This window comes from Pseudomonas sp. C11 (assembly GCF_034683865.1).
Lineage (GTDB): Bacteria > Pseudomonadota > Gammaproteobacteria > Pseudomonadales > Pseudomonadaceae > Aquipseudomonas.
Genome location: NZ_JAWIIP010000003.1, coordinates 317,107 through 333,408, shown reverse-complemented (window position 1 = coordinate 333,408; position 16,302 = coordinate 317,107). Strand labels below are relative to the sequence as shown.

The window sequence follows — 16,302 nt, the reverse complement described above, 5'->3', positions numbered from 1 at the left end:
TTCAGAGGCGTGCAGGGCGCCTCTGAATCGTTTCCTCACCCTGCATTTCGTCATATGCCGAGTGCATTCTGTCGGCTGAACGCTCGCTGAACGAATTGGCCTCTGGTTGCATCATGCCATCATGCTATTGTTGCTTGACACGGTGTTCATCCGTTGCTTTGTCCGCATCTCGCGGGCCCGAAAATATTTTTCCAGAGCCCCTTTAGGTTGTCGTTCCAACGACGATAGCAATGCACGGATCCCCATAATCCGCGGCGACTTGCCTGTGTCCGGTGGCAAGGCTTAGGCATATATCCTTTTATAGGTAATTCAAGATGAGCAGCATTTTCACTGGCCTGACCACCGCCCAAGTCGCCGCCCTGTCGACCGATCAGATCGCCGCCCTGACCACCGAAGACATCGCCGGCATGAGCACTGCACAGGTCGTCGCGTTGACCACTGCGCAGGTTCGCGTGCTCACCAGTGATAGCCTTCAGGCGTTCAGCGACGGCCAGTTGCAGGCGATGCAAGCGGTGGATTTCGCTGCCCTGACCACTGCTCAGATTGCCGCCCTGACACCGGCCCAGGCCGCTGTTCTCACCACTGCCCAGATCGTTGCCCTGACCACTGCCCAGGCTGCAGCGCTGACCGCGAGCCAGGCTGGCGCCCTGACCACTGCGCAATTGCTGCGTATGGAGTCCGCCGATTTCGCGGCGCTGGGTACTGACCAGCTTGCTGCTTTGGATGCCAGCCAGGTTGCCGTGCTGACCTCCGCTCAGATTCGCGCGCTGACGCCGAGCAAGCTGGCTGCTCTCGATACCGATGTGTCCGCCCTCAGTACGGCTGCGATTGCCGCTCTGACCACCCTGCAGGTCGCTGGCCTGAGCACGGCCCAGGTTGAGGCGTTGACCACGCTACAGGTCAGCCGGCTGAGTAACGGTCAGTTGGCCAGCCTGACCACGGCTCAGGTTCAGGCTCTGGAAACCGCCGATATAGCGGCAATCTCGGCCTCCGTGGTTGCCGGCTTTACCACGGCGCAGATCGCTGCGCTGAGTGCGGCACAGGTGCAGGCTCTCACGAGTGCACAGATCGCCCGTCTCGACACGGCCGATGTGGCCGCCTTCACCACTGCCCAGCTGGTTGCGCTGGGTAGCGATCAGTTTGCCGCATTGACCTCGGTACAGTTGGCCGGGCTCAGCACTGCCCAGGTGCAGGCCATCGAGGCCGGTGATTTTGCTGCGCTGAGTTCGCAGGTCATCGGTACGCTGAAGACCTCCCAGATTGCCGCACTGACCACCGATCAGGTGGATGCGCTGACTGCTAGCCAGATTGGTGCGCTCAAGATCACGCAGCTCGCTGCGCTGACCACGGCACAACTGCAGGCTCTGGACGTTTCTTCCATTTCCGCCGTGAACATTTCCGGCCTGACCACCGCCCAGGTCGCGTCGCTGAGCATCGCGCAGGTTCAGTCCCTGAGCTCCGCGCAGATCGGTCGCCTCGACACCGCCGACATCAGAGCGCTGACCACTGCCCAGATTGTGGCACTCGACTCGGCCCAGCTTGCCGGTCTCACTGCTGCCCAGACAGTCGCCCTGACTACCGCGCAGATCGCGGCCATCGAAGTGGCCGACCTACCCGGCATGTCCGCTGCAGCCATCGGCGCCATGACCACTGCTCAGGTGCGCGCCCTGAGCACCGAGCAGATCGTTGCCTTGACCTCCGCGCAAGTCGCCGGGCTGACGCTCAACCAGCTGGGTGCGCTGAGCACTGCGTCTGTGCAGGCTATCGAGGCGAGTGATTTTGCTGCGATCAGCATTGCCGCCATTCGTGGCCTGACCACCGCGCAGGTGGCGGCGTTGACGGCCGATCAGGTGGCGGCCCTGACCACCGCCCAGATTCGCGCCATGGAGGTCGCCGATGTCGCCGCGCTGAGCACTGCCAGCATCGCGGCTCTGGATGCCGGCCAGCTCGGCGCGCTGACCTCGACGCAACTCGCGGGCCTGACCACTGCCCAGATCCAGGCCATCGACGATGGCAACATTCCGCTGCTGGCCTCCAGCGCGATCGCCGGGTTGACCACCGCTCAGATCCGTGCACTGAGCAGCGATCAGCTGATTGCCCTGACCACCGCACAGGCTGCGGTGCTCACAGCTTCGCAATTGACCGCGATGACCACCGACCAGATCGCCGCCCTGGAGGTGGCCGATCTTGCCGCGATTGCCTCGGGTTCCATCGCCGGCCTGACCAGCGCCCAGGTGTCCGCCCTGACCGATGCCCAGGTGCAGGCGCTGACCACCGCACAGCTTTCCAGGCTCGATGTGGCTGACCTGCAGGGCCTGTCCACGGCAGACATGGCGCTGCTCAGTGCCTCGCAGATCGGTGCGCTCACCGCCGCCCAGATCGCATCGCTGAGTACCGCTCAGGTAAGCGCCATCGATGATGGCGACCTGGCTGGGCTGTCCACGGCCGCCATCAAGGCCATGAGTTCGGCGCAGATCGCTGCACTTTCCGAGACGCAACTCGCGGCACTGAGCACCGCCCAGATTGCGGCGATCGACGCCAGTGACTTCCGTGGGCTGAGCAGTGCACAGCTCGCCGCTTTCGATCTACAGCAAGTCGCCGCCCTCAGTTCGGCTCAGGTCGCCGCGCTGACTACCGCACAGATCACTGCCCTTGATGACACGCATTTTGCTGCGCTGAGCAGCCAGGCGATCCGCGGGCTCACGGCCGCCCAGATGGCCAGTCTGACCACCGACCAGGTGCAGGCGCTGACGACTCTGCAGGCTGCGGCCCTGTCTTCTGCTCAGGTAGCGGCGCTGACTACGGCGCAGACTGCCGCACTTGAGGTCGCCGACCTCGTCGCGCTGTCCACTGCCGCGATTGCTGGCATGACCACCGCTCAGGTTGCCAGCCTGGGCATCAGCCAGGTACAGAGCCTGAGTAATGCTCAGGTCTCGGCTATCGAAACTGCGGATATCCGTGCGTTGACGACTGCTCAGGTTGCGGCGCTGACTGCTTCGCAGATCGAGGTTCTGACCATCCCGCAATTGGTGGCCATGACCACGGCGCAAATCGCCGCGCTCAGTTCGCCGCTGACTGATGAACAACAGGTGGCACGCGATATTGGCGCCTTGACCACTGCAGCCGTGCGTTCGCTGACGACGGCCCAGATCGCCGCCTGGAGCACTTCGCATGCGGCTGCTCTGACCTCTGCACAGGTTGCCGCCATGTCCACGGCGCAGATCCGTGCCTTCGAAACCGAGGATCTGCAGGCGCTTTCGGCCAGTGTGATCACCGGTATGACCACGGCCCAGGTCGCCGCGCTGAGCACGGCTCAGGTCGCCGCACTGACCAGCGACCAGGTCGCTGCCATCGAGGTGACCGATCTGCGCGTGCTGAAAACTGCGCAGATCGTGGCCTTGAACTCCGAGCAGGTGGCGGCGCTGAGCACCGCTCAGGCCGCTGCGCTGAGCACCGCTCAGTTGCGTGCGCTGGATGCCGCTGATCTGAGTGCGCTCAGTACCGCTGCGGTCGCCAAGCTGACTGCTGCTCAGTTGGCGGCATTGACTACGACGCAAGTGCTGGCACTGTCCACTGATCAGTTGCAGGCAATGAGCGCGCTTCAGGTCAAGGCGCTCACCTCCGCTCAGATCGCCGCCCTTGACACTGCGCAACTGGCTGCGTTGAGCACGGCCCAGATTGCCGCCCTGGACACCATCGATGTTCTGGCGCTGAGCACCTCGCAGATTCAGGCCTTGAGCACCGAGCAGCTGGTGGCCTTGAGCTCGACCCAGGTCGTGGCACTGACCAGCAAGCAGGTCGCCGCCCTCGATACCGCCCAGGTCGCCGCACTGACGACTGCCCAGATCGTCGCGCTGGGCACGGAAGATTTCCGTGCCATGAGTGCCGAGCAGCTCGCCGCCCTTGGCTCGGCGCAGATTCGTGCCCTACAGACTACCGATATCGTGGCCCTGACCACCGGCCAGTTCGTAGCCCTGAGCACCGATCAGATTGCCGCTTTGACCACCGCTCAGATTCGTGCGATCGAAACGGTCGACCTGCGGCAATTGAGTACGGCGCAGATCGCCAGCCTCAGCTCCGCCCAGGTGGCGGCCCTGAGTACTGCCCAGATCGCCAAGCTGCTGACCGAGCAGATTGCCGCGCTCGGTAGCGAAGACCTCGTGGCCTTGAGCACCGCTTCCATCGTCAGCCTGACCAACGTCCAGGTCGCAGCCCTGAGTACGGCTCAGGTGGCTGCCCTGACCACCGCCCAGGTGCGCGCATTGGAAGTGGGTGACCTGGCTGCGCTCGATGCTTCCCAGATATCGGCACTGAGCAGTGCACAGATTGCCGCGCTCAGCACTCAGCAGATCGCCGGGATGACGCCCGAGCAGATCGCAGCCCTGCAGACCGAAGACCTGGCGTCCCTGTCGACCCTGGCCATCCGTGCGCTGACCAGCGCCCAGGTATCGGAACTGACCACCGAGCAACTGGCGGCTCTGAGCACTGCCCAGGTCGCAGCTCTGGAAACCGCTGACCTGCGTAGCCTCAGCCAGGAGCAGATCACCGCCCTGAGCAGCGCCCAGGTTGCTGCGCTTGGCTCCCTGCAGGTCGCCAGCCTGACCAGCACGCAGATTGCCGCTCTGGAACCCGAGGACATCGCTGCACTCGCCATTGCCAACTTCCGCGTGCTCACCACCGCGCAACTGCAGGCATTGGATGAGGAACAACTGGCTGCCCTGACCACGGCTCAGGTCGCCTCCTTGACCACCACGCAGATCCGCGCATTGTCCGTCAGCCAGATCGCTGCGCTGGAAACGGCCGATCTCGCCTCCATTTCCACCGCCGGGATCGCTGCCCTGCTCAGCAGCCAGCTGCAGGGCCTGACCAGCGAGCAGATCGCTGCGCTGACCAGTGCGCAGATTCGTGCCCTCAACACCGTCCAACTCGGCCTGCTGAGTACCGAGCAGGTCGCCGCGATCGAAGTGGCCGATCTTCAACAAATGACCACGGCTGCCATCCGTGCGTTGAGCAGCGACCAGGTTGCGGCCTTGAGCAGCGACCAGATCGCCGCACTGGGGACGGCGCAGATCGTTGCACTGGACACCGTTGACATCGCCGCGCTCAGCCAGGAGCAACTGCAGGCTCTCGACTCGGCCCAGCTCGCCGCACTGACGACCCAGCAGATCGTTGCACTGGGCTCTGACCAGGTCTCTGGCCTGAGTCTGGAACAGCTTGCGGCGCTGAGCACGATCCAGGTGCGCGCGCTCGAAAGCGCCGACCTGCAAGCCCTGACCGCCGAGCAGATCCTGGCACTGAGTTCCGCCCAGGTCGCCGCGCTGAGCACCGCGCAGATCGCTGCGCTGACCAGCGATCAGGTCGCGGCGCTCGAATTGGAAGATATCGGGGCGTTGTCCACCGCCAGCATCAGGGCTCTCGATAGTGCCCAGGTGGCTGCGCTGACCACTGAGCAGATTCAGGCTCTCAGCAGTGCTCAGATCGCCGCCCTGGATAGCCAGGATCTGGCTGCGCTGACCACCGAGCAGATCGTGGCGCTGAGCAACGAGCAGTTCGCCGCTCTCGGTACCGCCCAGATGGCGGCGCTGAGCAGTGAGCAAGTGGCGGCCATCGAGCCGACCGATCTGCAACAACTGTCCACCGCAGTGATCCGTAGCCTGGGTACGTCCCAGGTTGGCGCCCTGAGCGCCGAGCAGATTCAGGCGCTCAGCGTGGAACAGATTGCCGTCCTGAGCACTGCCCAGATCGCCGTATTGAACAGCGACCAGATCGTTGCCCTGGATGCCGAGGATATCGGCGTATTCAGCACTGCCCAGATCGCCGCGCTGAGCAGTGACCAGGTGGCCGTGCTGAGCGTGGATCAGGTCTCGGCCCTTAGCAGCGCGCAACTCGGCGCGCTCGATTCCAGCGACATCCAGGCCCTGGGCACTGCCCAGATCGCTGCCCTGACCGAGGAACAGGTGGTTTCCCTCAACTCGGCGCAACTGGCTGCGCTGACCACCGAGCAGATTCGTGCGCTGGATGCCGTCGACCTGGCGGCCCTCAGCCGCGCCACCATCTCTGGCCTCACCACCGACCAGATCATGGCCCTGAGCACTGCGCAGATCGCCGCCCTGACCGAAGATCAGGTACCAGCACTGACTGGTGCGCAAATGGCCGTGCTCACCACCGAGCAGATCGCCGCGTTCGAGGCGCTGGATATCTCCGCTCTTGCACCGGCCACCATTGCCGGGCTGACCACCGAACAGATCGCAGCGCTCAGCACTCAGCAGATTGCCGCGCTAACCTCCGATCAGATTGCCGCCATCGAACTGCAAGACCTGGCGGTACTGAGCACCGAGCAGATCGTCGCCCTGACCCAGGCCCAGATTCGCGGCCTGACCAGCGACCAGGTGGCGGCGCTGAGCACCGAACAACTGGCCGCCATGGAAACGGCCGATCTGTCGCGCCTGACCGCCAGCGGGGTTGCTGCCCTGTCCTCGGCGCAAGTAGCGGCGCTGAGCCCTGACCAGGTCTCCGCCCTGACCGTTGCCCAGGTGGCGGCCTTGTCCACCGACAGCCTGGCCGGCCTCAGCAGTGCCCAGGTGGTGGCGCTGTCGTCGGCCCAGGTGGCCGCGCTGACCACCGAGCAGGTGGTCGCCCTGAGCACCGCGCAGATCCAGGCCCTTGAGGCCAGTGACCTGGCGGCCATGAGCAATACCCGCATCACTGCGCTCAGCTCCGACCAGGTGGCCGCCCTCAGCGTCGGCCAGTTGGAAGCGCTCGGCACGGGGCAGATCCGCGCCCTGGATACCGAAGACGTCGCGGCTCTGAGCAGCGCGCAACTGGCAGGCATCAGCACGGCGCAGGTCGCCGCACTGACCACGGCGCAAGTTGCCGCGTTGACCAGCGCGCAGGTGCAGGCGCTGTCCGACGACCAATTGCAGGCCCTCAGTGCTGCGCAGATTGCGGCCATCGAGACCGAAGACCTCGTCGCCCTCAGCACCGATCAACTGCAGGCGCTGGGTACCGCGCAGATTGCCGCGCTCAAGGTGGCCCAGCTCGCCGCGCTGACCACCGCTCAGGTGGCTGCGCTGGAAGCTGGTGATGTCGCTGCGCTGAGCACGGCGCAGATCGTCGCGCTGACCTCTGAGCAGGTCGCGGCACTGACCCTCGATCAAGTCGCGGTGCTCAGCACGGCGCAGCTACGTGCGCTGGAAACCGCCGATCTGGCGGCCATTGCCACTGACCGTATCGCAACCCTCTCGACCAGCCAGCTCGAGGCCCTGAGCACGGCGCAGATCGTCGCGCTGACCACCGACCAGGTGCGCGCCCTGAGCGTCGAGCAACTGCCTGGCCTGAGCACCGCCCAGGTGCGTGCCCTGGCGACCGATGACTTGGCCGCGCTGACCACCGAGCAGATCGCCGGCTTGAGCCAAGCGCAGGTGGCCGCGCTGAGTACGGCGCAAGTCGTCGCGCTGACCAGCGCGCAGGCCGCTGCCATCGAAGTAGCTGACCTGGCCGGGCTGAGCAGCGCGCAACTGCGTGCACTGCAATCCGAGGATCTGGTCGCCCTGACCAGCGAACAGATCGCCGCCCTGAGCACCGCGCAGATCGCTGCCCTGTCGACCGTACAGATCGTCGACTTGGCCAGTCAGCAGGTTGCTGCGTTGACCAGCAGCCAGGTTCAGGCGCTGTCCACGCTGCAACTGCGCGCGCTGGAAACCGCCGACCTTGCGGCCATGACCACCGCACAGATCCAGGCCCTGACCACGGCACAAATTGCTGCCCTGAGCACGGCCCAGGTCGCCAGCCTGACCCAGACCCAGGTTGCGGCCCTGGAAAGTGCCGACTTGCGCACCCTCAGCACGGCGCAGATCGTCGCGCTGACCACGGCGCAGATCCAGGCGCTGACCACGGAGCAGATCACCCAGCTGACCAGCACCCAGATCGCCGCGCTGGAAACCGCCGATCTTGCGGCGCTCAGCCAGGATCAGGTCTATGCCCTCAGCGGTTCGCAACCGACTGCGCTGACCACCGCGCAGATTGCCAGCCTGCCGACGGCGCAGATCGCGTCCCTGCAGACCTCCGACCTGGTTCGTCTGACCACCGCACAGATCGTTGCGCTGACCAGCACTCAGGTGCAGGCGCTGACGCTCGAGCAGGTGCCGGCCCTCACTACGGCGCAGATCCGTGCGCTGGAAACCGCCGATCTGGCCGCCCTGTCGGCCGAGCAGGTGATTGCCCTGACCACCGCCCAGGTGGCCGCTCTGACCACCGAACAGATCGTTGCCCTGACCACCGCCCAGGTCGCTGCTCTCGAGCTGGCCGACCTGGTGGCGCTGACCACGACGCAGATCCGTGCGCTGGAAACCGCTGACCTGGCGGCGCTTACAGACGCCCAGATCGCGGCCCTGACCACCGCGCAGGTTGCCGCCCTGAGCACGGCACAGATCGGCAAGCTGACCACCGGCCAGATTGCCGCTCTGGAAACCGCCGACCTGCGCGCCCTGAGCACGGCGCAGATCGTGGCCCTGACCTCCGACCAGGTACAGGCACTGAGCATCAACCAGATCGCCGCGCTGACCACCGCACAGGTGCGTGCCATCGAGACCGCCGATTTGGCTGCGCTCAATGCCGATCAACTGGCTGCGCTCACTACGGCGCAGATCCAGGCGCTGAGCACTGCACAGATCGTGGCCCTGACCACTGCCCAGGTTCAGGCCTTGGCTCTGGATGACCTGCAGGCGCTGACCACTGCTCAATTGGTGGCGTTGCAAACCGTCGATCTGGCTGCCCTGACGACTGACCAGATTGTGGCGCTGACCACCGCCCAGGTGGCGGCGCTGACCAGCGCGCAACTGCAAGCGCTGACTACTGCCCAGGTGGAGGCCCTGGAGACGGCCGACCTGGTGGCGCTCAGCCCGAGCCAGCTCGCCAAGCTGGAAACCGTCGATGTTGCTGCCCTGCAGGCGGTTCAGATCGCTGCGTTGACCACCGCCCAGGCGGCAGCGCTGACTACCGCGCAAGTCGTCGCGCTTGGCAGTGATCAACTTGCAGCGCTCACCACCGCTGCCCTGCAGGCACTGAGTAGCACGCAGATTCGCGCCATTGATGCGGCCGATCTGCCGGCCCTGAGCAGTGCCCAACTGGTAGCCCTGACCACGGCCCAGGCAGCAGCCCTGACCACGGCCCAGGTGGCCGCTCTGGCGCCGAGCCAGGTGGCTGTGCTGGAGAACGTCGACCTGGCTGCCCTGGGTACTGCCCAGATTGCCGCCATGAGTTCGGCGCAACTGGCCGCGTTGAGCAGCAGCCAACTGCGCTCGCTCACGGCCGCTCAGGTCAAGGCCATCGAAACCGCTGACCTGGCGGCGCTCAGTGCCAACCAGGTGAACAAACTGACCACGGCGCAGATCCAGGCGCTGACCAGCGCGCAACTGGTGGCCCTGACCACGGCGCAGGTCGAGTCCCTGACCACGGCGCAGGTCGCCGCGCTGACCTCGGCGCAGATCCAGTCCCTGGAAACGGCGGATGTCGCTGCTCTGACTGCCGCTCAGATCGTCGCGCTCAGCAGTGCCCAGGTGGCCGCGTTGAAAGCGACCCAGCTGGCGGCCCTGACGGTCGATCAGATCGTCTCCCTGGAAACCGTCGACCTGGCCGCCATCAGCGCCTTGCTGATTCCGAGCCTGACTTCCGACCAGGTGGCTGCGCTGACCACTGCGCAAGTCTCGGCCCTGACCACGGCGCAGGTCGCCGCGCTGGAAACGGCGGATCTGGTGGCCTTGAGCGCTGATCAGATCGTTGCCCTGCTGCCGGCCCAGGTGGCCGCGCTGACCACCGCTCAGGTGGCCGCGCTGACCACCGCGCAGATCGCCGAACTGGAAGTTGCTGACCTGCAAGGCATGAGCTCTGCGCAACTGGTCGCCCTGACCACTGCCCAGATCCGTGCTCTGAGCCCGTCGCAGATCACCGCGCTGGGGACTGCCCAGGTGCGTGCGCTGGAAACCGCCGATTTCGCCGCCCTGACCAGCGACCAGCTGTCTGCGCTGAGCACGGCGCAGATCCAGGCACTGAGTACCGCCCAGATCATCGCCCTGACCACGGCTCAGGTCTCCGCGCTGGAAACGGTCGATGTCGCGGCGCTGACCACGGCGCAGATCGTTGCACTGGAAACCGCCGACCTGGCGGCCATGACCGTCGAGCAGATCGCGGCCCTGACCAGCGCCCAGATCGCCAAGCTGACCACCGCTCAGGTGGCGGCTCTGACCAGTACGCAGGTGGCGGCCATCGAAAGTGCCGACCTGGCTGCGCTCAGCAACCTGCAGCTGCAGGCCTTGAGCACGGCGCAGGTGCGTGCGCTGGGCGCCGAGCAGATCGCAGCCCTGGGCACTGGCCAGATCGTTGCTCTGTCCACGGCCAGCGTCCAGGCCCTGAGTACCGCTCAGGTCGTCGCGCTGACCACTGGCCAGGTCGCGGCGCTGACCACTGCCCAGGTCGTCGCGCTGACCAGCGAGCAGGTTGCAGCCCTGCAGACCGAAGACCTGGCGGCCCTGACCACGACGCAGATTCGTGCCCTGGAAACGGCCGATCTGGTTGCCCTGAGCCAGCCGCAGATCGTCGCGCTGACCAGTGCGCAGGTCGCCGCGCTGACCACCGGCCAGCTCGCGGCGCTGACCACGAGCCAGGTCGCTGCCATTCAGAGTGGCGATCTGCAGGGTCTGAGCACGGCGCAGATCGTCGCCCTGACCACTGCCCAGGTGCATGCACTGACCGGTGAGCAGGTCGCGGCCCTGAGTACGGCGCAGATCCGCGCCCTGGAGACGGCGGACATCGTCGCCCTCGGCACCGATCAGATCGTGGCGCTGACCACGGCCCAGAGCGCGGCGCTGACCACGGCCCAGATCGAGGCCCTGAGCACCGAGCAGGTGACGTCGCTGGAAGTCGCGGATCTGGCCGCATTCTCTTCGGCGCAGATCCGTGCGCTGGAGACCGCCGATGTCGCTGCTCTGACCCAGGATCAGGTGGCCGGTTTGACCCCTGCTCAGGTCGCTGCGCTGAGTACGGCTCAGGTGGTGGCGCTGACCACTGCTCAGATCGAGCAGCTTTCCTCCGCCCAGGTGGCGGCGCTGACCACGGCGCAAGTCGCGGTGCTGGAAACCGCCGACATCGCGACCCTGTCCGATACGCAGATCGCCGCGCTGACCACGCAGCAAGCGGCTGCGCTCACCGCGACGCAGATCGCCGCACTGGGGCTCGACCAACTGGCCAGCCTGGAAACTGCGGATCTGGCTGCCTTGTCCACCGCTGCTATCGTCGGCTTGAGTACGGCGCAGGTCGCCTCGCTGTCGCTGGTTCAGGTTGCCGCTTTGACCACCGCCCAGATGGCCGCCCTCGAGGTGAGCGATTTCGCGGCGATGACGCCGGAGCAATTGGCTGAGCTGACTACCGAGCAAGCGGCGGCGCTGAGCAGTGCGCAATTGGCGGCGCTGAATGGCGAGCAGACGGCGGCCTTGAGTCCGGACGCACTGAATTCGGCGGATCAGGAGTTCATCAACTCGCTGACCCCGAGCAACGTACCGTCACTGACCACCGAGCAGATCGCTGCCTGGACTACGCGCCAGGTACGCATCCTCGAAACCGAAGATCTCGCCGCGCTGACCACCAACCAGGTACAGGCGCTGACCACCGCGCAGATGCAGGCGCTGACCACTGCGCAGATCCAGGCGCTGACTACCGCTCAGGTCGCCGCCCTGGAAAGCCAGGACTTCGCCGCGCTGAGCAATGCCCAACTGGTGGCGCTGACTACCGCCCAGGCTGCCGCGCTCACCGATGCCCAGTTCGCCGCCCTGAGCACGGCTCAGATTCGTGCGCTGGAAGTCGTCGATCTGGCCGCGCTGAGCAGCAGCCGCATCGCCGCCCTGAGCACGACGCAGATCGAGGCCTTGACTGCCGCGCAGATCCAGGGGCTGACCTCTGCCCAGGCCGCTGCCCTGACCGCTGACCAGGTCATCGCTCTGACCACGGCGCAGATCCGCGCCATGGAAACAGCCGATCTGGCTGCTCTGGGTGCCGATCAGGTCAGTGCGATCGAGACCGAGGATCTGCTGGCGCTGACCAACGAGCAGATCGTGGCCCTGACCACGGCGCAGATCGTCGCCTTGACCAACGAGCAGATCGCGGCACTCTCCACGGCGCAGATTCGCGTACTGGAAACCGCTGATGTCGCAGCGCTGACCCTGGAACAGGTCAGTGCGCTGACCACCGCCCAGGTGGCGGCGCTGACGACGGCTCAGATCGAAGCCCTGACGCCGGATCGTTTCGCCGAGTTCTCCACGGCGCAGATCGCCCGCCTGAGCACGGCGCAGATCGAAGTGCTGAGCACAGCGGACATTGCCGCCCTGACCGAAGAGCAGGTGCAGGTATTGAGCACCGTGCAGATCGCCGCCTTGAGCACCGGCCAGCTGTCCAGCCTGACCGCCGCCCAGGTCGCTGCGCTGAGCACGGCGGCTATCCAGTCGCTCAGCTCCGCCCAACTGGTGGCGCTGACCACGGCCCAGGTGCAGGCGCTGGTCTTCGAGCAGATCGCGGCCCTTACCACGGCGCAGATCGCGCTGATGGAAACCGCCGACATCGCCGCGTTGACGGCCGATCAGATCCAGCTGTTGTCCACCGCCCAGGTGGCGGCTCTGACCGCGACTCAGGTGATCAACCTGACCACCGCGCAGATCGCGGCTCTGGATGGCCAGTCGCTGGCGGCGCTGTCCACCAGCGTGATTCCGCAGCTGACCTCGGCGCAGGTACAGGCCATCACCCAGGATCAGATCGGTTCGCTGACCACCGCGCAGGTGCGCGCGCTGGAAACCGCCGATCTGGCGCTGCTCAGCAGCGCCCAGTTGGCTGGCCTGCAACTGTCGCAGATCGCTGCCCTGAGCACCGCTCAGGTAGTCGCACTGACCACGGCACAGGTTCAGGCTCTGAGCATCGATCAGGTGCAGGCGCTGACCACCGCCCAGGTCGCCGCGCTGGAAACTGCCGATATCCAGGCGCTGAGCACGGCTCAGGTCGCCGGGCTGGAAGCGGCTGACGTCGCGGCGCTGACCTCGGCGCAGATCGTCGCCCTGACCACGGCGCAAGTACAGGCACTGACCAACGAGCAGATCCAGGCGCTGACCAAGGCGCAACTGGCCGAGCTGGAAACCGTCGACCTGGCGGCGCTGAGCACCGCGCAGATCCGTGCGATCGAGACGGCCGACATCTCTGGCCTGACCAGCGCCCAGATCGTCGCGCTGACCACGGCACAGGTCGAGGCGCTGACCACGGCGCAGATCCAGGCGCTGACCACGGCTCAGTTCCTGGCCATGGAAACCGCCGACCTGGCGGCCCTGACCACGACGCAGATCCAGGCCATGGAAACCCGTGACATCGCGGCTCTGAGCACGGCTCAGATCGCCGCGCTGACCAGTGACCAGGTCAAGGCGCTGACCACGGCGCAGATCGTTGCCTTGAGCACCGATCAGATTCCGGCGCTGGAAGCGGCCGACTTCGCCCTGCTCAGCACCGAGCAGATTGCTGCGCTGCAAACGCGCGACGTGGCCAGTCTGACCACTGCGCAGATCGTGGCACTGACCAGCGAGCAGGCAGGTGCCCTGACCTCGGGACAACTGGCGGCACTGAGTACGGCGCAACTGACCAGCCTGGAAACCGAAGACTTGGTCGCCCTCACCACCACCACTCTGCAAGGCCTGAGCGCCGAGCAGGCTGCAGCCCTGACCACGGAGCAGGTCGCGGCGCTGACCACCGATCAGGTCGTGGCACTCAACACCGTCGATCTGGCGGCTCTGACCACGGCGCAGATCGTTGCCCTGGGCAGTGACCAGGTCAAGGCGCTGACCACGGCACAGATCCAGGCGCTCACCAGTGCCCAGGTCGCCGCGCTGGAAGTGGCCGACTTCGCCGAAATGACCACGGCGCAGATCGTGGCGCTGAAGACCTCCGACGTAGCGGCGCTGACCACCGCGCAGATCGTGGCTCTGACCACGGCGCAGGCCGAGGCGCTGAGTTCCGCTCAGATTGCCGCGCTGAGCACCGCGCAACTGGTGGAGATGGAAGTGGCCGATTTGGTCGCGCTGAATACCACGGCGATCGCTGGCCTGACCACGGCCCAGGCTGCGGCGTTGACCACCGATCAGGTTCAGGCGTTGACCGCGACCCAGTTGCAGGCCATGGAAACCCGCGATCTGGCAGCCTTCACCACGGCCCAGGTGCGTGCCCTGACCAGCGACCAGTTCCAGGCGTTGACCACCGAGCAGATCAAGGGCTTGAACAGTGCCCAGGTCGAGGCGCTGGAAACCGAGGATCTGGCCGCGCTGAGCACGGCGCAGATCCGTGCGCTCGATGCCAGTGACCTGGCGTTGCTCAGTACCGATCAACTGCAGGTGTTGACCACTGCCCAGGTCGAGGCGCTGACTACCGAGCAGATCGTCAAGCTCACCACCGAGCAGGTGTCCAAGCTGACCATCGCCCAACTGCAGGCGCTGACCACCGAGCAGATCGCCGCCATGCAGGGCGTTGACGTCGCTTCGCTGACCACTGCCCAGGTGGTGGCGCTGACCACCGCTCAGGTGCAGGCGTTGACCACGGCACAGATCGTGGCGCTGACCAGCGAGCAGTTCGCGGCGATGGAAACCGTCGACCTGGCAGCCCTCAGCACGGCGCAGATCCAGGCCATCCAGGGTTCCGACCTGGCGGCGCTGAGCACGGATCAGATCGTCGCGCTGACCACCGCCCAGGTGCAGGCGCTGACCACGGCGCAGATCGTGGCCCTGACCACGGCCCAGTACCACGCGATGGCGCTGGATGACCTGCAGGCGCTGACCACAGCGCAGATCCAGGCCATGCAGATCTCCGACCTGGCGGCGCTGAGCACCGACCAGATCCAGGCTCTGACCACGGCCCAAGTGCAGGCGCTGACAGCTGCGCAGATCTACGGCCTGACCACCGAGCAGGTGGCCGCGTTGGAGACCGAAGATCTGGCGGCGCTGACCACGGCGCAGATCCAGGCCATGCAGAACACTGACCTGGCCTCGCTGACCACGGATCAGGTGCAGGCGCTGACCACCGATCAGGTGGTGGCACTGACCACTGCCCAGGTCAAGGCGCTGACCCTGAGCCAGATCGCGGCGATGACCAGCGCGCAGATCGCAGCCCTGGAAACGGCCGACATCGTCGCGCTGTCCTCGGCGCAGATCGGTGCCATCGAGTCGGCGGACTTCTCCGCGTTGAGCACGGATCAACTGCGTGCCATCGACGTGGCGGACATCCCGGCGCTGACCACCGATCAACTGCGTGCGCTGGACATGACCCAGGCCGATGCCTTCACGGCGTCGCAACTGGCGGCCATGAGCAGCGAGCAGCGGGCCGAGCTGACCACTTCGCCGCTGATCCTCGATCTCAACGGCGACGGTGCGCAGACCCTGAGCTGGAGGGCTGGTACCCAGTTCGACATCGACGGTGACGGCGATCTCGATACCACCGGCTGGGTGGGTGGTGGCGATGGCCTGCTGGTGCTCGACCGCAACGGTGACGGCGTGATCAACGACGGTAGCGAGCTGTTCGGTACTGCGACGACTCTGGAAGATGGCACGCAGGCCAAGGACGGTTTCGAGGCTCTGGCGGAGCTGGACTCCAACGGTGACGGGGTGATCGACAGTAACGATACGGCGTACGCCTCGTTGCAGGTTTGGATCGATGCCAACCAGGATGGCGTCAGCCAGACCGACGAGCTGTACGGCCTGTCGAACCTGGGTATCGCCAGCATCAACCTGAGTTCGCAGTCGAGCAGCGAGCTGAACAACGGCAACTGGATCGGCCTCACTGGCAGCTACGAGACCGTCAATGGCGAGATCCGCAGCATCGTCGACGCCTGGTTCCGCAGCAGCGATGCCGAGACCCAGACCCTCGACCTGACCACGCTCAAGCCCGAGTCGGTCAGCGAGCACAGCCTGAGCCGGATCGACCTTGGCAACGATGGTGGTGCGGCCAGTACGCTGAAGCTCGATGCCGAGAGCGTCAGCCAGTTCGGTCAGACCGGGCTGGTCGACACCAGTGGCCTGGGGGCTTCGCAGCCGGTGCAACTGATCGTCAACGGCGATGCCAACGACAGCGTGCAGATCGCCGGCTCGGCCGATCAGTGGCAGGCTGCCGGCACCGTCGAGGTCGACGGCGCCAGCTACGACGTGTACAACGACGGCGATATCCAGTTGCTGGTTGCCAGCAACGTGCACACCAGCTTCTACTCCTGAGTCGAAGCTGGACACCCATCCCGCG

At 65.8% G+C, this 16,302-nt stretch carries 1 protein-coding gene; it reads left to right on the top strand.

Translation table 11 applies throughout. The features are described 5' to 3' along the window. Window positions 1-314: 314 nt before the first annotated feature. Window positions 315-16,277 carry a hypothetical protein gene (locus VC352_RS07545; RefSeq protein ID WP_322978965.1) on the top strand — a complete coding sequence of 5,321 codons (15,963 nt, stop codon included), beginning with the start codon at window positions 315-317 and terminating at the stop codon, window positions 16,275-16,277. Window positions 16,278-16,302: the final 25 nt, after the last annotated feature.

Bases quoted from the DNA above. Each gene is read 5' to 3' on its own strand.
- VC352_RS07545 (WP_322978965.1), top strand. From the start codon at position 315: ATGAGCAGCATTTTCACTGGCCTGACCACCGCCCAAGTCGCCGCCCTG.